Genomic DNA, 24092 nt, shown 5'->3' on the forward strand with positions numbered 1-24092 from the left:
TCTACTTTAGTTCCCGTTCCGTGTCAAACCCCAAAACCTTGGCGACCCAGTAAGGTCCGCGTGGCGGCGGCGATATCCGGCTCCCGCATCAGGCTTTCGCCGACCAGAAATCCCCGGTAGCCGACGGCATGAAGCCGCTTGAGCGTATCGTGCGTCCCGATCCCGCTCTCCGATATTTTATAAACGGAGGAGGGCAGGCGTAACGCCAGATCAAACGAGGTATCCACCTCCACCTCCAGCGTTTTCAGATTACGGTTATTCACGCCGATCATCATCGGATCAAGCCGCAAAGCCCGCTCCAACTCCTCCAGATTATGAACCTCGACAAGAATATCCATCCGCAAATCAAGCGCCGTTTCATAAAAACGCCGCGCCTGTGAATCGCTCAATGCGGCCATGATGAGCAGAATACAGTCAGCCCCCAGCGCCCGCGACTCGTAAATCTGATATTCGTCGATGATGAAATCCTTCCGTAGGACAGGTAGGCTCAGAGCCTCCTTGATGGCCACCAGATAATCGTCATGCCCCTGAAAGTAAGGCTCGTCGGTCAGGACAGACAGGCAACTGGCCCCGGCCTCTTTATAGGCTTTAGCAATCGCAACCGGATCGAAATCTTCGCGGATGACGCCCCGGCTCGGGCTGGCCTTCTTGACCTCGGCGATCAGGGCCGGCCCCTCGGCCATCATCAGCCGGCACAAAAAGCCCGAGGGCAGGGGTTTATTGGCGATTTTGTATCGCAGATCATCCAGAGAATAATAGGATTTGCGGTCCCGCACATGGGTGCGCTTGCGTTCGCAGATTTCTTCAAGCGTGTTCACGAAGCCGCCTTCTTTGTCCCAATAGTCGTAAAGTTCTTGTAGGCCTCAAACAACGATAAGGCCTTTCCTGAGTCAATAATCCCGGCGGCAAAACAAGCCGCTTTTTTGTAAGCCCCTGAAGGATATTTTCCAGAAATAATCAGAACGGCGGCGGCGTTGGCCAGAACGATATCCCGGTAAGCACCGGCCTTCCCCTCAAGGACACCCAGAAGCGCATGCGCGTTGACGGCAGCATCTCCCCCCTTGACCAATTCAGGATCGGAACGCGTCAATCCGAAATCCTCCGGCGTCAGAACCTCCTCGCGGATAGTCCCATTTTCAAGCTTGGCAACGTAAGTCTTTTCGCAAACAGTAATCTCATCCATCCCGTCCGCGCCGTGAACGACCCACGCACAGTCGGTGCCAAGGCGCTGCAAGGTTTCCGCCATCGGAAGAAGCCACTTACGGTCATAAACACCGATCAGCTGCCGCCGCGTTCCCGCCGGATTGGCCAGCGGGCCGAGAAGGTTGAAAATCGTGCGGACGCCCAGAGCCTTGCGTACAGAAATCACATGCTTGACCGCCTCATGGTGGCGCGGCGCCATGAGGAACGCAAAGCCGAATTCTTTCAGAGCCTGTTCAAGCCTGGGGTAGGGAACATCAAGATTGACCCCCAGTGCCTCCAGCACATCCGCAGCCCCCGATTTGGAACTGGCCGCACGGTTGCCATGCTTTGCAACGGGAACACCGCAAGCCGCGGCAACAAGAGCAACAGCGGTTGAAATATTATAGGTGCCGGAATGATCCCCGCCCGTCCCGCAACAATCGACCGCGCCCTCGGGCGCGGAAATCGTCAGAGCCTTCGCCCGCATGACCTGCGCCGCTCCAGAAATTTCCTGCACGGTCTCTCCTCGAACGGCCAACCCCATCAGCAGCGCGGCGATCCCCGCCTCGGAGCAGCGCCCCTCCATGACCAGACTCATCGCCTCGATCATCTCGTGTTCGCTCAGGGAATGCTGGGATTGGATTTTTTTCAGATAGGGCTGCAGCAGGGACATCAGCGCACCAATTCCAAAAAATTCTTCAAAAGATCGTGGCCGTGCGAAGTGGCGATGCTCTCCGGGTGAAACTGGACACCGTGAATGGCTTTTGTTTTATGCGATAAACCCATAATCAGCCCATCTTCGGTTTCAGCGGTCACAGACAGGCAATCCGGCAGACTGGCCTTCTCGGCGATCAGCGAATGATAACGCGTGACATTCATAGGTGAGGGGAGTCTTTTGAAAACGGTCTGCCCCTGATGCCGGATTGCAGAAATTTTCCCGTGCATCGGCTTCGGAGCGCGAACGACCCTGCCGCCGAACGCCTGCGCCATGGCCTGAAGTCCAAGACAAACGCCGAACAACGGAATGTCGGTATCGGCGGTCTTGCGGATCAGTTCCAGGCAGATTCCCGCATGATCGGGGTCGCTCGGTCCGGGGGAAATCACGAGCGCATCCGGTTCCTCATCCAGAACCTCCTGAACGGTCTTCTGATCGTTCCGATAAACACGCGTCTGTGCCTTCAAATCCCCGAAATACTGCACGAGGTTGTAGGTAAAACTGTCGTAATTATCAATCAGGGTAATATTCATGCGACTTTTATGGCGGTCCACGCCAGAAAATGCAAGCTAGATGCTCAAATCCCGCATTGTCCGGCAAGGGAATCAGGGTATTCTTGCCCCATGAGATATGTGAAACCCAAGGCCGACCCCTCCAAAACGCTGGCGATTATTCTCATCGGCGCCTGCCTGATGCTCTTGGTCGATCTCTTCGTGCTGGACGGCAAAAGCGTCATCTGGCCGCCAAAGCCCCGCAAGGAAATATCGAAAGAAGAAATCGCCAGAATCAAGGATCAGCATAGCAAGTATCTGGATCAAGGCATTTTGGCTCCAGCCGCAGCGTCGCCACAAGATCAATTTATAAAGCAGGTAAACCTTGAACCGCAGAAATCGGGGCAAAGCGATACCGTCGCCGCCTTGCCCTACGAGGAATTTTATTACAACACCCCGTCTCTGGCGCCAGACGAAATCGCCCCGGCCGCCGGAGAGCCAGCAACAGAAATAGAGACACAGCAGGAAACCCATCCACCGGACCCTTATTTCAAGACCGAACTTCAGCCTTTCGTTGACGAGGATATCAGGGAAAGTGCACCGCCGGATATGGTCCAGCCAGAACCAGAGAAACAGGCAAAAACGCCTGAACCAGAGGAAATAACGTCAAAGCAAAAAACTGTACCTTTAAAGCTTGCCGCCGCCCCACAGACTAAGGAATTGAGTGCCTTGCCTGCAGCCGTGCCCCCTCAAAAAACAAAAACTTCTATAAAAAGCGGCACGGTCGTTATCATCATCGACGATATGGGCCTCAGCGCTCATAGCCGCGAGGTCGAAAATCTGCCCGGTCCGCTGACGCTGGCCTATTTGCCCTATGCGGAAGGCCTTCCAGCCCGCACCGCCTACGCCAAAAGGCGGGGCCACGAACTCATGGTCCATATGCCCATGCAACCCCAAAATGCGAATGTTGATGGAGGTCCAACGCTTCTGAGGGGCGATCAAAGCGAGGAAAAATTCAAAAACCTTCTGCAATATAATCTCGAGCGCTTCGAAGGTTTCGTCGGTGTAAACAACCATATGGGCAGCAAGCTGACGACAAACCGCAAGGCCATGAAAATCGTCATGGAAGAGCTGCGGAGGAGGGGGCTGTATTTCATCGACTCCAAGACAATCGGGTCTTCCATAGCCGCACAGGTTGCCAGTGAAACAGGATTGAAATTTGCCGAACGCGATATTTTTCTCGACCACGAAATTTCCCTATCCTTTGTCAGGAGCGCCCTAAGAAAAGTGGAGATTACGGCCAAACAGAAGGGCTATGCCATAGCCATAGGTCATCCGCACGAAGTCACGATACAGGCATTGAAAGAATGGTTGCCGACCTTAAACGACAAGGGGCTAACACTCCGTCCGGCCAGCGTGGTCGTTCATTACAGTTCTCCAACCATTCTGGTCGCGCATACCCCGCAAACGCAGGTGGAGAGCGCCGTGAAAAAGCCGAATGCAACAAAGGATGAGCCTCTACCCGTAACCGGGCCTGTGCCTCCCGCACCGGCGCCGGAAAGCCCGTCCGCCTTTGTCGTCAAGGAAGACGGATCGATCGTTATCCCTTGAATTTCTCAATCGCCAACTCGGCAGCGCGGATAATCGCCCGTGCCTTGTTGTGACATTCCTGATTTTCGGATTCCGGATCGCTGTCCGCCACCACGCCGCCCCCGGCCTGAACATAAACCTTGCCATCTTTAACAAGCGCCGTCCGCAAGGCAATGCAGGTATCAAGGGTCTTCCCTGAGAAGTATCCAACACCTCCGGCATAAAACCCGCGCCGTGTAGGCTCCAACGCGTCGATGATTTCCATCGCACGGATTTTGGGTGCGCCGCTCACCGTGCCTGCCGGAAATCCGGCAAAAAGCGCATCCACAATATCAAGGTCGCTCCGCAGCTTGCCCTCGACGTTGGAAACGATATGCATCACATGGGAATAAAGCTCAACCACAAATTGCTCGGTAACTTTCACGGATCCGACCTCGGCTACTCGGCCCACATCGTTGCGCCCAAGATCAAGAAGCATCAGGTGCTCAGCCCGCTCCTTCGGATCGGCCAGTAGATCCTCCGCCAGAGCTTTATCTTCTTGTGGAGTTTCCCCACGCTTGCGCGTCCCGGCGATAGGGCGGATGGTCACGGTGTCATCCCGCACACGGACGAGTATTTCCGGGCTCGACCCAACAAGCACAAAGTCTTCCAATTGCAAATGAAAAAGAAAGGGCGAAGGGTTAAGGCTCCGCAGGCTCCTGTAAAGCTCGAACGCAGGAAGATCGAACGGGGCGGTAAAACGCTGCGAGGGCACGACCTGAAAGACTTCCCCGGCGTTGATATATTCGATCGCTTGGCGAACGGCGGACCGATAATCCTCCGCTTCGAAATTCGAATGGACGGGCAAGGGTGTATCCAGGACCGAACGATGCATAAGCAGTTTTTTGTCCAGAGGCTGAATAAGTTTCTCATGAACCCGCTGCAGCCGGGAACGAGCCTCGTGGTAAACTTTTTCAGCACCACGCTTGGAATTACCTGCGTGCTCGAATACGGACGTCACGAGGCAGATTTTATGCTTCACATTATCGAAGATCGCCAGAACCGTAGGCCGGATCAGCAAGCTCTCAGGTATATTGAGTTCATCGGGATTATCGTCGGGAATTTTTTCAACCAGACGGATCATGTCATAGCCTACATACCCGAACAGTCCGAAAGAGCACATCGGCGGCAGTTCTGCAGGGAACTCGGGAATAACACTGGCGGCAATCGTCTCACGCAGGGAATCCAGAGGCGCAATATCGCTCTTCACCCAGCCGCCGTCCGTCCTAATTTCAACCTGTCCCCGCGAACACCGCCAGAATAAATCCGGCTCCATGCCGATAATCGAATAACGCCCGAGCTTCTCTCCCCCCTCAACGGATTCGAAAAGAAAGGAATAAGAGCTTTCCCCGCAAAGCTTCAGATAGGCTGAGACAGGGGTTTCGAGGTCGGAAGAAAACGAAAAACTTAGGACTTGCGGTAAGTTTGAGGAAAAAGATGAAAGAAACTGTTTATTTGATTTCGCAGTCATCAATTCAGGCATGAAAATCACGGATTTTTTACAAGAGATGAAGCACCGTAAAAGCTGCTCAACAAGCTTTCATTGATGAAAGCAGGGTGACGTCGGCCAATGGAATATACATAATGCGAAAAAACTTCGCTCTTTAACTCATCAGAAACTTGCCCCTGAATTTTTTCAATCTGCTCAGAATCAAGCTCAGAAAAATCAGGGATGCTTGCTCCCCTTACAAGAACCAGAAGAATGCCTCCCTTATAAGTTAAGCTAAAAACATCGCCAATTTTGGCCTGGAATAACGCTGCTCTGTGTTCATCAAGAAGAGGACTATCTATAGGACCGTATAATTTAACGGATGCAATATTTTGAGCCTCCTTCTTGTACTCCTTAGCAATATCGACAAAATTTTTCGTTCCCTCACCTATGGCCTTTCGCGCCGAAGTAACTCTTTGAGAGTTTTTTGTCCGTCTTTGATCTTCTCTGTGTTGATCGATCAAATCGTTTTTAACATCTTCAAATGGTTTAAAGCTCTCTGGAATAATTTCCAACAGATGCAATGCTGCAAATCGACCGCTGGGCAACTCAAAAACACGAGAAGTTTCTCCCTCTTGCAGCAGCTTGGCTTCTTGAAGAATAATGTCCTTGTCGGCTGTGTCGATCTTATCTATTCCATCGAAGACATCCTTACCTTCAATGTCAAACCCCAAAGCAGTAAAGGGGCGAAAAACAGTGACTATTAACGGAACAGTTTTTGCCGCCTCTTCAAAACTGGTTCCCTTCGCCAGAATATCTTCAAGACTTTCCGATACCTCCACCAAACGATCCGCTAATTCTGTCTTTTCCAGTTCTTCCTGAATCTCAGTCTTGGCATCTTCGAATGTTTTAGTGTGCGGCTTAACAACGTCCTTAATCGTAATAACATGATAACCAATCAAGGTATGAAAGGGACCGACAGTATCACCAGCCTTTGCCTTAAAGACACCGTCCTTTAAATCAGCAATAAGCATATCATCAGTAAACGGCGCAGAAGGGACATAGGTGCCTTCTTGAGGAGAAATCTTCTTCTTGGCTTCAGAGAGTTCTAGCTTTTGGTTTAGGACAAGACTAAGAATTTTTTTTGCTGCATCTTCATTAGGAACGATAGCCTGCTCAAGAAGTCGCTGTTCCGAAACAAAAAACTGCTCAATATTTTCATCATAATATTTTTGGACAGACTGCTCGTTGATATCAAGTGTTTCCTCTAATTTTGCCCCATCTATAAACGCAACTTGAACAACCCTTCTCTCATCAATCTTATATTGTGCAGCTTTCGTATCTTCATAAATTTTGAGTAGCTCACCATCGTCGGGAATTTTTACGTCTTGAATATCTGATTGCAGAAAGTTAATCAGAGAAATCTCCCTAGTATGGTTCTGTAGTCTAAATAAATCGCCCGCCAAATCTTTGGAAGAGTATTCAAAACCCGATTGAACGGCTTCGATCACGACATCTCCGACAACTTCACGGTTATAACTTTCTATAAAATCGCCTTCGCTTAGCCCCTGTGATCGCAAAACGCGGTCAAGAGTTTGCTGCAATGACTCTCCATCTTGCTGAGAGGGCTTAATTCTCGCGATAAGCTCTTGTTGAAGCTTTTTGTCATTGATGCTTAATCCGAAAACTTCAGATTCAAGAAGTACCTGATTAGAACGTACCTCCCCATGAAGAATGTCCATAAGCACACTAGGGTCCTTTGCATATGACTCCCGAGGAGACATTTGATATCGGGAAAGACTCATCCGGGCCAGATGGTCAAACGCCCTCAGGCCAATGGTTTGATTCCCTACCCGCGCAACATCCGTCCCACCCACGCCACCGCGCAGAACGCCCTGTACATCCATGAAGACCAGCCCGAGAACTGAAAGGGCCAGCAAGCTCATAATGACGTACTTCAGAAAACCGCCGAACGCTCCCTCGCGTAAAACCCTCATAACCATAGAAAAACGCTCCGCTCTAAGTAATAAACCGACACTATTTCCAGCAATCACGCACTATAAGGAGGCGCAAGCCTGCGGGCAAGAGGGCACGGAATGGTTGTTGATTTATTCTCAGAGGGCCGCTAACTAAGTCGTAAAGGAAAGAATTGATGAAGAAGCTGATCGCAGGAAACTGGAAAATGAACCTCGGGGCGCAAAAGGCCGCGGCTTTGGCTCTGGACATATTAAAGGGTTTGGACAACGAGCTGGCATTGACAAAAAATTGCGATTTTCTGATCTGCCCACCTTATGTTCATCTCCCGCCGCTGAATCAGGTTATCAAAGCCTCCGAAATGAAGATGGCGCTGGGGGCGCAGGATTGCTCGGCGCATGAATCCGAAGGCGCCTACACCGGGGAGATTCAAGCGTCCATGCTTGCGGATTACGGCTGCACTTATGTAATCGTAGGCCATTCCGAACGCCGGAAAGATCACGGCGAGACCGATGAAACTGTAAAAGCTAAAGCCCGCGCTGCACACAAGGCAGGTTTGGCTGCGATTATCTGCATCGGAGAAACCGAAGAGGAAAGAGAGCAGGGCAGGGAACAAGAGGTTGTAGGACAGCAGCTTAAACAAAGCCTTCCGGAATCAGCCAACGCCATGAATACGGTCATCGCCTACGAGCCGATCTGGGCCATCGGAACAGGCAAAACGGCTAAAACCGAAGATGTCGCGCAAATGCACGGTTTTATAAGAAAAAATCTCGGTGGCCCTGTCCTTCAAGGGCAGAATGTAAGAATTCTATACGGTGGCTCTATGAAACCCGAAAACGCCGGAGAACTTCTGGCGACACCGAATGTGGATGGGGGGCTTATCGGCGGTGCCAGCTTGAAGGCCGATCTGTTTCTTGCTATTGGTAGGGCCGTATTGAAAAAGTAAGACAAAATAAGAGGTGGAAAAATCTGCCTAAGTAGCTGTTATAAAGAAAGAAGATCATGGACAGTTTAGAATCAATCCAATCCATACAGTCCGTTGTTCTGGTCATTCACCTGATTCTGGCCTTGGCAATCATAGGCTTGGTCCTGCTTCAGCGTTCGGAGGGTGGAGGATTGGGGATCGGTAATAGCGGGGGAATCGGTAACTTCGCCTCGGCCAAGGGAACAGCAAACGCCTTGACCCGCATGACCGCGATTTTTGCGCTCGGTTTCTTTATCACTTCCCTGTCTCTCGGAATATTGGCCGCAAGGCAAAGCACGGTCAGCCGCGGAATTCTGGAGCAGGTCGATGCGGAGACGCTTAAGAAAGCCGAAGCGGAAGCGCCTGTCCAGACCGGCCCGCAAATCGAGTTCTCTCCTCCTGAGAAATTGCAGGAAGCAGAAAATCCTGAAGGAGGCACAGAAGACGGGCCATCTGCACCCGTGGCGGGCGGCGAAGGCAGCAAGGATGCACAGACCCCTGAAAAAACGTCTGAACCTTTAAAAGAAGAGAAAGCGCCGCAAGACGCAGTTTCATTAAAAGAAAGCCCCGAAAAAGTAAAGCCTGAAGAAAAAGCAACGCCGGAGGCTTCCGTAAAACAAAACCCCGAAGAGACCAAGGCCAAAGACTCGCCCGTGAAACCCGCGGACAAGACGGAACCAAAAAAAGACTGACATGACCCGTTATATTTTTATCACCGGCGGCGTGGTATCCTCCTTGGGAAAAGGCCTCGCCTCCGCCGCTCTGGGCGCGTTGTTGCAGGCGCGGGGCTACCGGGTCCGCTTGTGTAAGCTTGATCCCTACCTGAACGTTGATCCCGGCACGATGAGCCCCTTCCAGCACGGCGAAGTCTACGTCACCGATGATGGCGCTGAAACCGATCTCGATCTCGGCCACTACGAACGCTTCACGGGCGTCCCGGCCAAGGGAACCGACAACACCACCACAGGCCGCATCTATACCAGCGTCCTGCAAAAGGAGCGCAAGGGCGACTACCTCGGCGCAACGATACAGGTCATTCCCCACATCACCAATGAAATCAAGGACTTCATCCGCGAAAAGGAAGGCACGGCCGAATTCGTTTTGTGCGAAATCGGCGGCACGGTCGGAGATATTGAAAGCCTCCCGTTTCTTGAGGCCATCCGGCAATTCGGCAACGAAGTAGGGCATCAGCGCGCCCTGTTTATCCACGTCACGCTTTTGCCTTATATCCCTGCTGCGGGCGAGTTGAAAACCAAGCCCACCCAGCATTCTGTCAAGGAGCTTATGAGCGCGGGGATCAGGCCGGACATACTTCTCTGCCGTGCCGACCGTCCGATCGATGAGGAAGAGCGGGCTAAGATCGCACTCTTCTGCAACATAGACCGCAAGAAAGTCATCCCTGCCATCGACGTCGGCTCGATCTACGAGGTGCCTCTGACCTACCATCGCGAAGGGTTGGACCAGCAGGTGATGGAGAGTTTCGGCATCAAGGATATCCCCAACCTCGACCTCTCGATCTGGCGGAATATCGTCCATAACATCAAGGCGCCGGAAGGTGAGGTCACGATAGCCATCGTCGGCAAATACACGAACCTTGCCGACAGTTATAAATCCTTGAACGAGGCTCTGACCCACGGCGGTATTGGCAACAAGGTCAAGGTAAACCTCAAATTCATCGAATCACAGATTTTTGAGGCCGAAGACCCTGAAGACTACCTCCGCGGTGTTCACGGTATCCTTGTCCCCGGTGGTTTCGGAGAAAGGGGCGCAGAAGGAAAAATTCGAGCCGCCGGTTATGCCCGCGACAAGAAAATCCCATATTTCGGAATCTGTTTCGGAATGCAGATGGCCGTCATCGAAGTGGCCCGGAGTCTTTGCGGTCTGAAGGGCGCCAACTCAACCGAATTCGGCCCCTGCAAGGATCCCGTCATCGGCCTGATGACCGAATGGATCAAGGGCAATACGAAAGAAAAGCGCACCGCGCAAACCGATCTCGGCGGTACCATGCGCCTCGGCTCTTACCCGGCGCTCCTGACCAAGGGATCAAAGGTGAGCAAAGCCTACGGGAAAAAGGAAATCAGGGAACGCCACCGGCACCGCTATGAGGTCAACATCAACTACCGCGAAGCCCTTGAAAACGCCGGTTTGATTTTTTCCGGTCTCTCTCCGGACGGTAACCTGCCGGAGATCGTCGAGATCAAGGATCACCCGTGGTTTATCGGTGTCCAATACCACCCTGAACTGAAGTCCAAGCCCTTCGATCCGCACCCGCTCTTCGTGTCTTTCATCGAAGCAGCGGTCAAGCAAAGCCGCATGGTCTGAAACTATATGCAGCCCCTGTCATTCCGGGAGTTTGAGCATCAATTCTGGGACAAAACCTCAAAGCCCTACGACGAAGGGTTGGGAGAGGTTACGGCACAGACGGTTCCCGCTATTCTGCAAACACTGAAATTAAGCACCGGACAAACCCTGCTGGATGTCGCCTGCGGTCCCGGATACATCACGAGATCAAGCTTGGGGCAGGGGATAAAAGTCACGGGCATGGATTTTTCCAGTGCGATGATTGATTTGGCGCAGGCCACTTTCCCCGACCAAGCATTTCAGGTCGCCGATGCGGAAAATTTACCTTTTGCTGAAAACGCCTTTGATGCGGTCTCCTGCAATTTCGGCATGATGCACTTCTCGCAACCTGAAAAAGCGATAGCCGAAGCTCACCGTGTTCTAAAAAATCAAGGCCGCTATGTTTTTACCCTCTGGAACACACCGGAAAATTCCCCGGCCATGAATCTGATTTTTAAAGCGTTGAAGGCCCACGCTGAAAATAAGTTGCAAGCGCCCGAAGGTCCGCCTTTTTTCTTCTACGCCATTGAGGACAATGCGTTCAAAGCCTTCAGGCAAAGCGGTTTCAAAACATGGGATAGGCAGGTTCTAACCTGCGAATGGCCGATCGCCAGCGCCGAATCCTACGTGCGCCATTTTTATGACGGAGGCGCACGCATCGGCGGCACCTTGCGGGCACAAACGCCGCAGACTCTGGAAAAGATCATCGCGCATATTCAAAACAATCTAGTGGCGTCCGGCGGCGAAAGAATGTATGCCTTACCGGTATCCGTGGTGATGTATTCGGCAGTCAAATGACAGAAAAAACCGTAAAAGTCGGAACGATAGAAATCGCCAACAGCAAGCCTTTTGTGCTGATCGCCGGACCGTGCGCCCTCGAAAGCAGGGATCATGCCTTCGAAATGTGCGGTGCCCTCAAACAGCTGACCCAGCAACTGGGCATCCCTTTGATTTACAAAACTTCCTTCGACAAGGCCAACCGGACCTCTCTGTTCGGGATACGAGGCTTAGGGATGGATAAAGGTCTGGAGGTTCTCTCCGATGTACGCAAGACGTTCGGCGTCCCCGTGCTGACCGACGTTCACCAGCCGACCCAGTGCAAGGATGTAGGTGACGTGGTGGATGTTTTGCAAATTCCCGCCTTCCTCTGCCGCCAGACCGACCTTCTGATTGCTGCTGCAAAAACCGGAAAGGCGATCAACATCAAAAAGGGCCAGTTTCTGGCCCCTTGGGATATGACCAATGTCGCGGCCAAAGTCTCACAAAGCGGCAATGAAAACATTCTTCTGTGCGAACGGGGCGCCAGCTTCGGATACAATACGCTAGTCTCCGATATGCGCTCGATCCCCATCATGGCCAAGACGGGTTACCCGGTGATCTACGATGCCACCCATTCCGTTCAGCAGCCGGGCGGGCAGGGGACGGCCTCCGGGGGCGACCGCGAAATGGTACCCGTTTTGGCGCGGGCCGCGATTGCGGTAGGCGTGGCGGGAGTTTTCATGGAAACCCATCAGGATCCGGACAAGGCGCCCTCCGACGGCCCGAACATGGTCAAGCTCAGCGTTTTGCCTGAAATCCTTAAGACTTTGTTAAAACTTGATATTATTGCAAAATCGTTATAGAATGGAAAGGTTAAACAGGACGTTTAGGATATGGCGATAGCAGGAGCATCCCAATACAGAGCACAGGCGGTTGCCCAGCTGAAGGGTGTTGCAACCTTTGATGCACCCAACCTCTTCGGGTCTTCCGGCGGCGCCTCGGCCATCAGCCTTCTGGACACGGGTCGCCAACTCAATGGAATTTCAGGTCTCGGACTATCCGGCAGCGCCCGCGCACTCAATAGCGAGTTCATTTCATCTCGCGCCACGGACGTAAATAAGCTTTTTTCCCTGACCGGCGGTTCTGACGGCACCGTTGAGGGCAATCAGGCCGCCATTCTTGCGCTTCGGGCCTCCTTGCCGGAAAGTCAGGTTGCGCCCTCCCTGCGTGGCCAGGAAGTCGATACCGAGGCCTAAATCCTCGGTTTCCTCAAAAATTTTCCTTTCACTTTTCAGGATTTTAGGTAAAACCTGTCTCCGAATAATTGCCGGAGATATCCGGCGACCTGAACACAAAAAAGGATACAGATTATGAGCGCCATTATCGATATTCACGCCCGCCAGATCCTTGATAGCCGCGGTAATCCAACCGTAGAGGTAGACGTGCATCTCGAAAGCGGCGCAACCGGACGGGCCGCTGTACCTTCCGGCGCCTCGACAGGGGCTTACGAGGCCGTTGAACTCCGGGACGGGAAGAAGAACATCTACGGCGGCAAGGGCGTCCTGAAGGCCGTCGAAGCCGTAAATACCGAGATCATTGAGGAATTAATTGGTATTGACGCCAAGGAGCAAATTTACATCGACAGGCGCATGATCGAGCGTGATGGCACGGAAAACAAATCCCGCCTGGGCGCTAACGCCATCCTCGGCGTCTCTCTGGCCGTCGCACGGGCGATGGCGCGGGAATTGGGCCTCCCCCTTTACCGCTATATCGGCGGGGCTTACGCGCATATCCTGCCGACCCCGATGATGAACATCATCAATGGCGGCGCCCACGCCGACAACCCGGTCGATATTCAGGAATTCATGATCATGCCCGTCTCCGCACCGTCCTTCGCCGAAGGTTTGCGGGCAGGGGCGGAAATCTTCCATGCCTTAAAAAAGGAACTCTCTAAAGCCGGCTTGAACACCAACGTCGGCGACGAGGGCGGCTTCGCCCCGGCTGTCAAATCCTCTAAGGAAGCTCTGGATTTCATCATGAAATCCATAGAAAGCGCCGGATACAAGCCTAAAAAGGACATCGTCATCGCGCTCGATGCCGCCTCGACGGAGTTTTACAAAAAGGGCAAGTACCATCTGGAAGGCGAAGGGAAAATTCTGACCTCCGATGAAATGGTCAAATACTATGTTGATCTCTGCAAGAAATACCCCATCGTCTCGATTGAGGACGGCATGGGCGAAGACGACTGGAAGGGCTGGCAAGCGCTGACCGCCGCCATTGGTGATAAAGTACAGCTCGTCGGCGATGACCTTTACGTCACCAACGCCAAGCGCCTGAAGCAGGGCATCGACCAGAAAGCCGGAAACGCCGTTCTGGTCAAAGTCAACCAGATCGGAACCTTGACCGAAACGCTGGAAACCATCGAAATGGCGAAAAAGGCAGGATTCGGAATAGTACTGTCCCACCGCTCCGGCGAAACGGAAGACTCCACGATTGCCGATCTGGCTGTCGCGACAAACGCGGGCCAGATCAAGACCGGCTCACTCTCCCGCTCCGACCGCATGGCGAAATATAACCAGTTGCTGAGGATAGAGGAGCAGTTGGGTATTTCGGCGTCCTATTACGGCGCACGCTTCTTTCGCGATTAATAACAGTCTTTTATCTTCAAAACAGGCAAACGGGGGATTATAATCCCCCATGCCCTTAAAACTCACACCGCACGCCGCACGTTGGTACCTCCTAGGCGCCGCTCTGCTCATCGCCTTCCCGAGCCTGATGAGTTTATATACGCGTTATGATAACAAACTCATAGTGGCGCTTGGAAAAGTTGACCGCGACCCCAATTTCGCTCAGACGGTCGTGTATATTGCTGCTCATAATGGCTGGGGCGCACAGGGACTGATTCTCAACAAGCCGTTACCGGAACAAGAACGCCAGAAGCTTGCAAACATCCCGAGCGGCTTCGACTGGTACATAGGCGGCCCGGTCACGTACCCGAGGGGCCAGTTTGTCTTGGTAACGGAAGGCGAAGCAGGAAGAGCCCGCTGGAGAATGATATCCTTGCCCGATTACATCCGTAAATACCCCGAGGAATGGAAAAAAACTCTTCAAGACGGCGAGAAGAAGAAAAAATTCAGAATCTATCTCGGTTTTTCTGGATGGGGTTCGGCGCAGCTTGAACGCGAAATTATCAGGGCAGGTTGGGGAATTATAGACTTTCAGGAAGATATGCTCACGCAAATGATGGCGCCCGAAGATATATGGCGCGAGGCCATGAAAAAAGTTCTCGAAAAAAGCCCCGAAAAACAGAAGGGCATCTAATTTTTTTCTGTGGATAATTTGCGAGTCAAAAGAATCACTTAGCGCTGATCGTTCTTCTTATGTTCACAATAAGTAGCTGACTCATAAGCATTTTTTGACTTGTCCACAGGCGTCATATGTGATTCCATGACGTTATGAAGACTTTGTCCCGCCACCGCCAGTTACTGAAAAAAAACGCTCTGCTTATCGTAGGGATGTTTCTGACGGTCTATTTCACCTATCACATCTTTTACGGCGCCCGCGGATATACGCAGCTGCAGGCGCTGCAAAGCGAAATAGCTCAGCGGGAACAGGAGCTGTTTGAGGTGCGAAGCGACCGGGAGATGCTGGAATCCAAAGTTCGGATGATGCGTCCCGGATCGCTGAGCCGCGACCTGCTCGAGGAGCGCGCTCGTGTCGTTCTCGGCTACAAATACGCCGATGAATACCAGCTGCTACGAAATTAAATTCTAAAACCGTCTTTTTTTTGATTTTTTCATTGCATTGCAGCCTGTTGCACCGCACAAACTGCGCGTTTTCGCTAGTCATCACGCCGGAAATGGTGTAGCAAAAGATCAGGTTTTTCGTCGGCAGTCTGATGCCTTTATCACGAGGGTTGTGCGTCTGTGTCATCAAAATCAAAAAACAAGGCTTCTCTTAAGTCTGTGTCCGCCGCCTCAGCCGAACCGTCGGCCGAGGAAATGAAAAAACTCTATTACGATATGCTGCTCATCCGCCGCTTCGAGGAAAAGGCCGGCCAGCTTTACGGCATGGGCCTGATCGGCGGCTTCTGCCATCTTTATATAGGGCAGGAAGCTGTGGTCACGGGCATCCAGTCGCAGCAAAAACCGCAGGATACCGTCGTCACCTCTTACCGCGACCACGCGCATATGCTCGCCTGCGGCATGGACCCGAAGGGCATCATGGCTGAATTGACAGGGCGCGTCACGGGCTATTCCCGCGGCAAGGGCGGCTCCATGCATATGTTCAGCATCGAGAAAAACTTCTTCGGCGGCCACGGCATCGTCGGCGCCAGCACGTCTGTTGGGACAGGCCTAGGTTTCGCGCACAAATACAAGGAAGACGGCGGCGTGGCTGTGGCTTACATGGGCGACGGCGCCTCAAACCAGGGTCAGACGGCGGAATGCTATAATATGGCCGCTCTCTGGAAGCTTCCGGTTCTCTATGTGATTGAAAACAACCAGTACGGCATGGGCACCAGCGTCTCGCGCTCCTCCGCAGGGCAGCTTTACCGCCGCGGCTCGGGCTACGGAATTCCCGGCGAGCAGGTGGACGGTATGGACGTCTTCACAGTCCAGAAGGCCGCGAAACAGGCACTCGATTACATCCGCTCCGGCAACGGGCCTTATATCCTTGAAATGATGACCTACCGCTATCGTGGCCATTCCATGTCGGACCCGGCCAAGTACCGCACGAAGGAGGAGGTCGAAAGTGTCAAGGAAAACCGTGACCCGATCACGCATTTAAAGGAAAAAATGATCCGGGAAAATATCACCGAGGACGAATTCAAGATCATCGAAAAACAGATCAAGGACATTGTGAACGAGGCGGCGAGTTTCGCTCAAACCTCGCCGGAACCCGATGTTTCCGAACTCTGGACCGACGTGCTGGTGGAGGCTTAAAATAGGTGAAAAGAGCAGGGCTTTATTTTCTCACGCTTCTTATGCTGACCGCATGTGCTGCTGCTTCAAAAGAGAAGTTAAAAAGCACAGCAGCGCAAAAATATAAGTTTGAAGTTACAAAAAACTACCAAGAGGTTTATAGACACATCGCTGAAAGAGGAAGAGAGTGTTGGGAAACTGGATACTTATTCTCTCCTCAAGCCCAAAACATTATTGATGCAGATTTATATTCTGATTTAGGTGAAGCCGAAGTGAGCTGGAGAATGGTGAATTTTGGAAATTCCTATTACGCAACAGCGATAATACAGAGGATTGATAATAACAAAACGCAAGTAACAGTATTGAATTCTCTAAAATCTTGGGATGACATAGGAAAAAAGATAGAGAAGTGGGTAACAAAGCCCCAAGAAAAAGGGTGCTAGCTATGTTATCGCAAGAGGAGTTTATTTCGAAATTATATAGCCTAGCTTCTGAGCAAGGATACTCTGTGTATCAGAATAAAAAAGGGTTAATGGCTATAGATTTTGGACATAAACAGCTTCACGAGGGGCATCTTAAAGCGCTCTGGCCACAAATATTGCAAACTGGGGCTCAAATTTCAAAGCTTATTGAGTGCATTGCCCCAGGTAGGCCTTGTACACACAAACCTATGAAAGAATTAATTAGTAAAATTAGCGTTGAAGAGGTTGCATAATGCCCATTCAAATTCTTATGCCCGCTCTCTCCCCGACCATGACCGAAGGCAATCTGGCCCGCTGGCTTAAGGCCGAGGGTGATAAGGTCGAAGCCGGCGAAGTCATCGCCGAAATCGAAACCGACAAGGCGACGATGGAAGTCGAGGCCGTGGACGAGGGCATTCTTGGCAAAATCCTCATCGAAGCCGGAACGCAGGGCGTCAGCGTCAACACGCCGATCGCGGTGTTGTTGGAGGAGGGAGAGAGCAAGGACTCCATAAATCTTTCAGCCGCTGCACCCGCAGCAAAAGCGGCATCTTCAGCGGCCGTCCCCGCAGCCTCATTCTCCTCAACCGCCGACCAACCTGCAGGTGCCGATATCGCCAACCGCGACATTCTCTACGCGCAGGGCGCAATTCTTGAACCACCGCCCTTCGACGAAGCGGCTTTTGCGGACAAGAAAACCCAAACCGTCCGCGAAGCCTTGCGCGACGCGATGGCCGAGGAAATGCGCCGCGACGCCACCGTCTACCTGATGGGCGAAGAAGTCGCTGAATATCAGGGCGCTTACAAGGTGTCTCAGGGACTTCTGGACGAATTCGGCGCCAAGCGCGTCATCGACACGCCGATCACTGAACACGGCTTCGCGGGACTCGCTGTCGGCGCGGCTATGAACGGCCTGCGCCCGATCGTCGAGTTCATGACCTGGAACTTCGGGATGCAGGCGATGGACCATATCATCAACTCCGCTGCCAAAACGCTTTACATGGCGGGCGGCAAGCTCGGCTGCCCCATCGTCTTCCGCGGTCCGAACGGCGCGGCAGCAAGAGTAGGCGCACAACACTCGCAATGTTTCGCCAGCTGGTACGCTCACATTCCCGGCCTCAAGGTCGTTGCCCCGTGGTCCGGCGCCGATGCAAAAGGCCTGCTGAAAGCCGCCATCCGCGACCCTAACCCAGTCGTCTTCCTGGAAAACGAAATTCTCTACGGCCAGAGCCACGAAGTTCCGGTCTCGGAGGATTTTGTCATTCCTCTGGGCCGTGCCAAGATTGAACGTGCAGGCAAGGACGTAACGATTGTCGCTTTCTCGATTATGGTCGGAAAAGCGTTGGAAGCCGCAAAAAAACTCGCTGCCGAAGGAATCGACGCGGAAGTCATAAACCTCCGCACCATCCGCCCGCTCGATCGTCACACGATCCTCGAAAGCGTCAAGAAAACCAATCGGATCGTCTGCGTGGAGGAGGGCTGGCCTTATGCCGGAATCGGCTCCGAAATCGCCGCGCTCTGCGGGGAACACGCCTTCGACTTCCTCGATGCACCCGTCACCCGTGTCTGCGCGGCGGACGTGCCCCTGCCATACGCCGCTAATCTTGAGGCGCTGGCCCTGCCACAAATCGACGAGATCGTCCATGCGGCGAAAAAAGTATGCTATAGATAAACCTCCATCACTCAAGAGGAGAGGACTCAAATGAAACACACACGCCTGTTTATCTTATCTCTGGCCGTCATGGCTTTTCCCGTATCCGCACACGCCGAAGAGGCAAGCGCGGTTCTAAAAACAACGGATATGGTCGTCCCCGCACCGGCAGGCCAAAACTGCAAGCTTGTGGAGACCGTTCAATTCGGCGTCAACTTCAACAACGTCAATGTCGATCCGAAGACGGCCAAAACCTATATGGATGAGAAAATTACCGAACTTCGCGCTCTGGCCGCCGATCTTGGTATAGAAAAACTGGAAATCCAGAACCTGAATTACAGTGTATATAACAACAACTATAACTACGGTGGCTGCGGAGCCGCGCCTGCGCCTGCCACGCCTGTCGTTCAACTCAACGGCAACGTCTCCTTTATCGTCGAAGACTCGGCCAAGGGAACAGCCCTGATGGAGAAGGCGGGCGAAAAGGGCTACAACGTCAACTTTAACCTCAACGCGTACCGTCAATGCCAATAAATGTAACGATGCCGGCGCTTTCGCCGACCATGACCGAAGGAACCCTCTCGCGCTGGCTCAAGGCCGAAGGAGACACAATCAAAGCCGGAGATATCATCGCCGAAATCGAAACCGACAAGGCGACGATGGAGGTTGAAGCCGTCGATGAGGGCGTTCTCGGCAAAATCGTAATCAAGGCGGGAACGGAACACGTTCCCGTCAATGCGGTCATTGCTGTTCTGCTGGAGGAAGGCGAAAGCGCCTCCGCAATTTCTGCGCCCACTCCAGCGGCAGCCCCGGCTGCACCAAAACCTCAGGTCCAGCAACCCCAACAGACGGTACCCGCTCAGGCGGCGACCGCGCCTGTATCTTCCGCGGGCACACAACGCCTCTCTGCCAGCCCTCTGGCGCGACGATTGGCTGGAGAGCAGGGGATTGATCTCAAATCCGTAAAAGGCAGTGGCCCACATGGCAGAATCGTCAAATCCGATATCGAAAAGGCGAAATCAGCGCCCAAAGCTGCTCCCGCGAAAGCCGCGCCCGCAATCGAAGGCGAATATGAAATCAACGCCTACGGCATGGCTTTCCGCCGTATTCCCAACAACAATATCAAAAAGATTACCGCCAAACGCCTCAGCGAATCCAAACAGACGGTCCCGCATTTTTACCTGACCATAGACTGCCAACTCGATGCGCTCATGGCCGCAAGGCAGGCGATCAACGATCAGGCCGACGGAGCCTTCAAGCTCTCCGTGAATGATTTCCTCGTGAAGGCTGCGGCTATGGCTCTTAAGGCATACCCGCCCGCGAATGTCTCGTGGAATGAAGATGCCGTTCATCAATATCTAAAAGCGGATATATCCGTAGCTGTAGCCACACCGAATGGCCTGATAACACCCATCGTAAGAAACGCAGAAGACAAGGGGCTGAAGCAAATTTCCGAAGAGGTCAAAGACCTCGCCAAACGCGCCCGCGACGGAAAGCTCAAACCCGAAGAGTTTCAGGGCGGCTCCTTCACCATCTCGAATCTGGGTATGTTCGGTGTCCGCGAATTCGGCGCCATCATCAACCCGCCGCAGGCCTGCATACTTGCCATTGGCGCAGGCGAACAGCGCCCAATCGTCGAAAAGGGCAAGATCGAAATCCGCACGATGATGAGTTGCACCCTCTCCGTGGATCACCGTTCGGTTGATGGCGCAACCGGGGCAGAATACCTGCAGGTCTTCAAAAAATTCGTCGAAAACCCCGTCAGTATGCTTTTGTAACTGAAAAGGATGATCCTCATGAAAAAATCGCTGTCCCTTATGGCTGTTCTCCTGATGGGCCTCTCGCTGACAGCGTGTAAAACCACAGTCAATACCAACGATACCGATGTAAAAGTTAAGGGCCACGGCGTCGAAGTCGAGATCGACAACGACGGCAAGGGCGATTTCTGTCCGCCCGGACAGGCGAAAAAGGGCAACTGCTGAAACCCCCGCAACACGGAAAAGGGAATAGAATGCTCGATAAAAGGCCGATCATCGGTGTGATGGGCTCTCATGATGAAACATGGGAGGAATACGCACAGCCGCTCGGCCGTATGATCGCACAGCACGATTATCACCTTTTGACCGGAGCAGGAGCCGGTGTGATGACGGCTGTCTCCAAATCCTTCTGCGAACAGCAGGATAGGGCGGGCTTAAGCATCGGCGTCGTGCCGACAGTTCAGTACAGCGGAGAATTTGTCCCCCGGGAACAATATCCAAACCCCTATATCGAAATTCCGATTCTGACGCCTCTTGATATCAAGGCACAGAACGACAAAACGCCCTTCAGCCGCAACTATGTGAACGTCATGACCAGCCACGCCATCATCGCTCTTCCGGGTGCCCACGGCACTCAGAATGAAGTCTCTCTGGCTATACAGTTTAAAAAGCCGCTGATCCTCTTTGGACCGGAGGAATCCTTTAGTAAATTCCCCAGCCAGCCCATAAGAACGCAGGACATAGACGAGGTCAGGGAGTTTCTTGAAAAGGCAGTCGCCAAGCTTCATCTGGATGAATAATTTTTTAAAGGAAAATAATAATGAGTACGGATAAAAATTCAGATTTGATCGTCATAGGCGGCGGGCCAGGCGGGTATGTCGCCGCTATACGCGCCGCGCAACTCGGCATGAAGGTCACCCTTGTTGAAGGGCAGCATCTGGGCGGCATTTGCCTGAACTGGGGCTGTATCCCGACCAAGGCGCTCCTGCGGAGCAGCGAAATTCATCATTTGCTGCACAATCTCGATCAGTTTGGCTTCACCGCCAAGGATATAGCGTTTGATATAAAGAAAGTCGTCGCCCGCTCCCGTGGAGTCGCCGGACAGCTTTCCAAGGGCGTTCAGCATCTTCTTAAGAAGAACAAGGTAACTGTCATTGACGGCTGGGGAAAACTGGCGGGGCAGGGGAAAGTTGTCGTTGAGAAGGACGGTAAAAAAATCGACGAGCGTTCAGCCAAACACATTATCATCGCCACAGGAGCCAGAGCGCGTGTTCTGCCCGGTTTAGAGCCGGACGGGAAACTCGTCTGGACCTACAAGGAAGCCATGGTTCCCGAGAAAATGCCGAAATCCTTATTGGTTGTTGGCTCCGGCGCCATAGGGATAGAGTTCGCCAGCTTCTACCGCTTCATGGGGGCCGAAGTGACAGTCGTTGAGGTTCTGGACCGCATCCTTCCGGTTGAAGACGAAGAGATTTCTGCCTTCGCCCACAAGGCCTTCGAAAAGCAGGGCATGAAAATCCTGACCGGAGCTAAGGTCACAAAACTCGAAAAATCAAAAACAAATGTAAAAGCCACAGTCGAGACATCAAAAGGCAAGCAGGAAATCACCGTCGATAATGTCATCATGGCGGTGGGTGTCGTCGGAAACACCGAAAATATCGGCCTTGAAAAAACCAAGGTAAAAGTAGATCGGGGACACATCGTCACCAACGAATGGCTGTCCACCGACGAACCGGGAGTCTACGCCATCGGCGACGTAACGGGTCCGCCCTGGCTGGCGCACAAAGCCAGTCACGAAGGCGTCATCTGCGTCGAAAAGATTGCAGGGGTAAAGGATGTTCACCCGCTGATCAAATCCAACATCCCCGGATGCACCTATTGCACCCCTCAAATCGCTTCCGTCGGCCTTACCGAGAAGGCCGCAAAAGAAAAAGGTTACAAGCTCAAGGTTGGCCGCTTCCCCTTCATGGGCAATGGCAAAGCGATTGCGCTGGGTGAGCCGGAAGGGTTGGTCAAAACCATCTTTGATGAAAAAACAGGCGAACTGCTCGGCGCCCATATGATCGGCGCAGAAGTCACTGAAATGATACAAGGGTACGGAATCGCCAAAACCTTGGAAACCACAGAAGCGGAATTGATGCACACCATCTTCCCGCACCCGACGCTCTCGGAAATGATGCACGAAAGCGTCCTCAACGCATTTGGAAAGGCGATCCATTTTTGATGACACCTACAAGGAGAAAACATCTGTTAAAGCTGGTATACAGCCTCTTAATTTTGACGTTGGTACCTGCGACTTCATGGGGTCAGCAGCCTTCAACGGCTGAAGCGAAAACCCTGACGGAAAAGTTGGTGCTCGATTATCTGGACAAAATGGCCGACCTTTACACTTTCGAAAAACCGGATATTGAGAAACTATTGACTTACGCCCGCGAACACATCTCTGAAAACGCAAAATTTTCTATTGAAAACCACGTCAATGAGCTTGTTGATCCGGTTTTCGAAAAATACAACTACGAGCAGATTATAAAAAAAATAGAGGAAAACTACGTTAAGGCCTATAACACGCAAACCAAATACAAGATGGAAAGCTTGAGCGTGTCTGAGACCGGAACGACCGCCGAGGTCAAATACCACGTCTGGATGAGCACCGCCTACGCCAGCGAGGAACCAAAAACAGGCCGCAAGGCTGAAATAAGGGTAAAGACATATTCTTTATGCACCGAACAGGTGGAAATAAACGAGACCATTCTCAAGGTTTTGGAAAGCAACTGTGTTCAGGACATCATTATTGCCAAGCCTGTATTTTTGGAATAAGAGTATCGGCACAAAAGGATTATAGAAAATATGACGTACAATCCTGAATTGTTGGATAAGGCCAAGCGCCATCCGGAAAAGCAGAAAAACCCTGACCGTCCGACTGGCCGTAAGCCGGAATGGATCCGCGTTCCCGCGCCGCAGGGCAAGCTCTACAAGGAAACCCTCGATATCGTCCGTCAGAATAAGCTGACGACCGTTTGTGAAGAGGCGGGATGCCCCAATATCGGCGAGTGCTGGCAGAAAAAGCACGCGACGTTTATGATTATGGGGGAAATCTGCACCCGCGCCTGCGCCTTCTGCAACGTGGCAACAGGCAAGCCGGAGGCACTCGACAAGCTCGAACCTTTGCGCGTGGGCGTTGCCGTCAAGCAGATGAGCCTCAGCCATGTGGTGATTACGTCCGTGGACAGGGATGATCTGGAAGATAGCGGCGCGGATCATTTCGCCAAGACCATTATGGCGATCCGCATGAAAAGTCCGGAGACGACCGTTGAAATCCTTCCCGGTGATTTTCGCGGCTGCATGGACTCTCTCGACCACGTCATCCGCGCCAAACCGGACGTCTTCAACCATAACCTTGAAACCGTTCCCAGACTTTACCCGACCATCCGCCCGGGTGCCCGCTACTTCCGTTCTTTGCGCCTCCTCCAGAGGGTCAAGGAACTTGATCCTTCGCAGTTTACCAAATCCGGCCTGATGGTCGGTTTGGGCGAAACGAAGGAGGAAGTCGCGCAGGTCATGGACGATATGCGCGCCGCCGACATTGATTTTATTACGATCGGCCAGTATCTCCAGCCAACGCCCAAACACGCACCCCTTGATCGCTTCTGGACCCCTGAGGAATTCGAGCAACTCACACGCATGGCCAAGGCCAAGGGGTTTCTGATGGTTTCAGCCTCCCCCCTCACACGCTCATCTCATCACGCGGGCGACGACTTCCTGAAGCTTAAGACGGCAAGAGAAACAAAACTCTCTGGCTCAAAAGCGGCAGAATAATC

At 52.6% G+C, this 24092-nt stretch carries 26 protein-coding genes; 21 read left to right on the plus strand and 5 right to left on the minus strand.

The genetic code is table 11. From position 1 onward, the window contains the following. Nucleotides 1-23: 23 nt before the first annotated feature. Genes trpC through IPN28_08385 form a run of 3 tightly spaced genes read right to left on the minus strand, consistent with a single transcriptional unit; the run spans nucleotide 24 to nucleotide 2430 of the window. Nucleotides 24-818 (minus strand): indole-3-glycerol phosphate synthase TrpC, encoded by a 795-nt coding sequence (gene trpC / locus IPN28_08375; GenBank protein ID QQS56311.1) that lies wholly within the window; start codon nucleotides 816-818, stop codon nucleotides 24-26. Further along, nucleotides 815-1855, minus strand: a complete 1041-nt coding sequence (gene trpD, locus IPN28_08380; protein QQS56312.1) for an anthranilate phosphoribosyltransferase — start codon at nucleotides 1853-1855, stop codon at nucleotides 815-817. The genes trpC and trpD overlap by 4 nt, the downstream gene beginning before the upstream one ends. Further along, entirely contained in the window at nucleotides 1855-2430 is a 576-nt protein-coding gene (locus IPN28_08385) for an aminodeoxychorismate/anthranilate synthase component II (GenBank protein QQS56313.1), read from the minus strand. The genes trpD and IPN28_08385 overlap by 1 nt, the downstream gene beginning before the upstream one ends. A gap of 90 nt (nucleotides 2431-2520) precedes the next feature. On the opposite strand from IPN28_08385, the gene IPN28_08390 reads away from it, so the two are divergent. Beyond that, the gene (locus IPN28_08390) at nucleotides 2521-3999 is read left to right on the plus strand and encodes a divergent polysaccharide deacetylase family protein (protein QQS56314.1); all 1479 of its coding nucleotides are present in this window, start codon (nucleotides 2521-2523) and stop codon (nucleotides 3997-3999) included. Here the strand turns inward: IPN28_08390 and trpE are convergent. Next, entirely contained in the window at nucleotides 3989-5488 is a 1500-nt protein-coding gene (gene trpE / locus IPN28_08395) for an anthranilate synthase component I (protein QQS58575.1), read from the minus strand. The two genes, IPN28_08390 and trpE, sit on opposite strands and share 11 nt — an antisense overlap. Nucleotides 5489-5505: 17 nt before the next feature. Continuing rightward, a complete protein-coding gene (locus tag IPN28_08400) occupies nucleotides 5506-7392 on the minus strand; it encodes a peptidyl-prolyl cis-trans isomerase (GenBank protein ID QQS56315.1) in 1887 nt (628 codons plus the stop codon). Between the two features lie 206 nt (nucleotides 7393-7598). On the opposite strand from IPN28_08400, the gene IPN28_08405 reads away from it, so the two are divergent. The 20 genes from IPN28_08405 to lipA all read left to right on the plus strand — a co-directional run bounded on the left by IPN28_08405 (nucleotide 7599) and on the right by lipA (nucleotide 24090). Beyond that, nucleotides 7599-8366: a triose-phosphate isomerase gene (locus IPN28_08405; protein QQS56316.1), complete on the plus strand. Its 768-nt coding sequence runs from the start codon at nucleotides 7599-7601 to the stop codon at nucleotides 8364-8366. Nucleotides 8367-8449: 83 nt separating this feature from the next. Then, nucleotides 8450-9076, plus strand: coding sequence for a preprotein translocase subunit SecG (gene secG, locus IPN28_08410; GenBank protein QQS58576.1), 627 nt, complete (start codon nucleotides 8450-8452; stop codon nucleotides 9074-9076). Nucleotide 9077: 1 nt separating this feature from the next. Next, on the plus strand, nucleotides 9078-10706 hold the full coding sequence (locus tag IPN28_08415) for a CTP synthase (GenBank protein QQS56317.1): 1629 nt from the start codon (nucleotides 9078-9080) through the stop codon (nucleotides 10704-10706). A gap of 6 nt (nucleotides 10707-10712) precedes the next feature. Further along, entirely contained in the window at nucleotides 10713-11522 is an 810-nt protein-coding gene (locus IPN28_08420) for a class I SAM-dependent methyltransferase (protein QQS56318.1), read from the plus strand. Then, entirely contained in the window at nucleotides 11519-12346 is an 828-nt protein-coding gene (gene kdsA, locus IPN28_08425) for a 3-deoxy-8-phosphooctulonate synthase (protein QQS56319.1), read from the plus strand. Before IPN28_08420 ends, kdsA begins: the two co-directional genes overlap by 4 nt. A 30-nt stretch (nucleotides 12347-12376) precedes the next feature. Then, nucleotides 12377-12739: a hypothetical protein gene (locus IPN28_08430; GenBank protein QQS56320.1), complete on the plus strand. Its 363-nt coding sequence runs from the start codon at nucleotides 12377-12379 to the stop codon at nucleotides 12737-12739. A 114-nt stretch (nucleotides 12740-12853) separates the two neighbouring features. After that, nucleotides 12854-14131 carry a phosphopyruvate hydratase gene (gene eno / locus IPN28_08435; GenBank protein ID QQS56321.1) on the plus strand — a complete coding sequence of 426 codons (1278 nt, stop codon included), beginning with the start codon at nucleotides 12854-12856 and terminating at the stop codon, nucleotides 14129-14131. Nucleotides 14132-14180: 49 nt separating this feature from the next. Then, on the plus strand, nucleotides 14181-14804 hold the full coding sequence (locus IPN28_08440; protein ID QQS56322.1) for a YqgE/AlgH family protein: 624 nt from the start codon (nucleotides 14181-14183) through the stop codon (nucleotides 14802-14804). Nucleotides 14805-14938: 134 nt separating this feature from the next. After that, complete coding sequence (locus IPN28_08445; protein ID QQS56323.1) at nucleotides 14939-15250, plus strand: septum formation initiator family protein; 312 nt, start codon at nucleotides 14939-14941, stop codon at nucleotides 15248-15250. A gap of 234 nt (nucleotides 15251-15484) precedes the next feature. Further along, nucleotides 15485-16426, plus strand: coding sequence for a pyruvate dehydrogenase (acetyl-transferring) E1 component subunit alpha (gene pdhA / locus IPN28_08450; GenBank protein ID QQS58577.1), 942 nt, complete (start codon nucleotides 15485-15487; stop codon nucleotides 16424-16426). Between the two features lie 5 nt (nucleotides 16427-16431). Then, entirely contained in the window at nucleotides 16432-16848 is a 417-nt protein-coding gene (locus IPN28_08455; protein QQS56324.1) for a hypothetical protein, read from the plus strand. Nucleotides 16849-16850: 2 nt separating this feature from the next. Continuing rightward, the gene (locus IPN28_08460; protein QQS56325.1) at nucleotides 16851-17120 is read left to right on the plus strand and encodes a hypothetical protein; all 270 of its coding nucleotides are present in this window, start codon (nucleotides 16851-16853) and stop codon (nucleotides 17118-17120) included. Next, nucleotides 17120-18538 carry a pyruvate dehydrogenase complex E1 component subunit beta gene (locus tag IPN28_08465; GenBank protein ID QQS56326.1) on the plus strand — a complete coding sequence of 473 codons (1419 nt, stop codon included), beginning with the start codon at nucleotides 17120-17122 and terminating at the stop codon, nucleotides 18536-18538. Before IPN28_08460 ends, IPN28_08465 begins: the two co-directional genes overlap by 1 nt. A 30-nt stretch (nucleotides 18539-18568) precedes the next feature. Beyond that, the gene (locus IPN28_08470; protein QQS56327.1) at nucleotides 18569-19051 is read left to right on the plus strand and encodes a hypothetical protein; all 483 of its coding nucleotides are present in this window, start codon (nucleotides 18569-18571) and stop codon (nucleotides 19049-19051) included. Beyond that, nucleotides 19042-20295 (plus strand): pyruvate dehydrogenase complex dihydrolipoamide acetyltransferase, encoded by a 1254-nt coding sequence (locus IPN28_08475; GenBank protein ID QQS56328.1) that lies wholly within the window; start codon nucleotides 19042-19044, stop codon nucleotides 20293-20295. Before IPN28_08470 ends, IPN28_08475 begins: the two co-directional genes overlap by 10 nt. A gap of 9 nt (nucleotides 20296-20304) precedes the next feature. Then, a complete protein-coding gene (locus IPN28_08480; GenBank protein QQS56329.1) occupies nucleotides 20305-20499 on the plus strand; it encodes a hypothetical protein in 195 nt (64 codons plus the stop codon). A 29-nt stretch (nucleotides 20500-20528) separates the two neighbouring features. Further along, entirely contained in the window at nucleotides 20529-21074 is a 546-nt protein-coding gene (locus IPN28_08485) for a molybdenum cofactor carrier protein (GenBank protein QQS56330.1), read from the plus strand. 20 nt (nucleotides 21075-21094) lie between these two features. After that, the gene (lpdA, locus tag IPN28_08490) at nucleotides 21095-22498 is read left to right on the plus strand and encodes a dihydrolipoyl dehydrogenase (protein ID QQS56331.1); all 1404 of its coding nucleotides are present in this window, start codon (nucleotides 21095-21097) and stop codon (nucleotides 22496-22498) included. 53 nt (nucleotides 22499-22551) lie between these two features. Further along, a complete protein-coding gene (locus IPN28_08495; GenBank protein ID QQS56332.1) occupies nucleotides 22552-23091 on the plus strand; it encodes a hypothetical protein in 540 nt (179 codons plus the stop codon). Nucleotides 23092-23121: 30 nt separating this feature from the next. After that, the gene (gene lipA / locus IPN28_08500) at nucleotides 23122-24090 is read left to right on the plus strand and encodes a lipoyl synthase (GenBank protein ID QQS56333.1); all 969 of its coding nucleotides are present in this window, start codon (nucleotides 23122-23124) and stop codon (nucleotides 24088-24090) included. Nucleotides 24091-24092 lie beyond the last annotated feature (2 nt).

It is taken from the genome of Alphaproteobacteria bacterium (assembly GCA_016699735.1).
In the GTDB taxonomy this organism is placed as follows: Bacteria; Pseudomonadota; Alphaproteobacteria; order Micavibrionales; family Micavibrionaceae; genus JAGNKE01.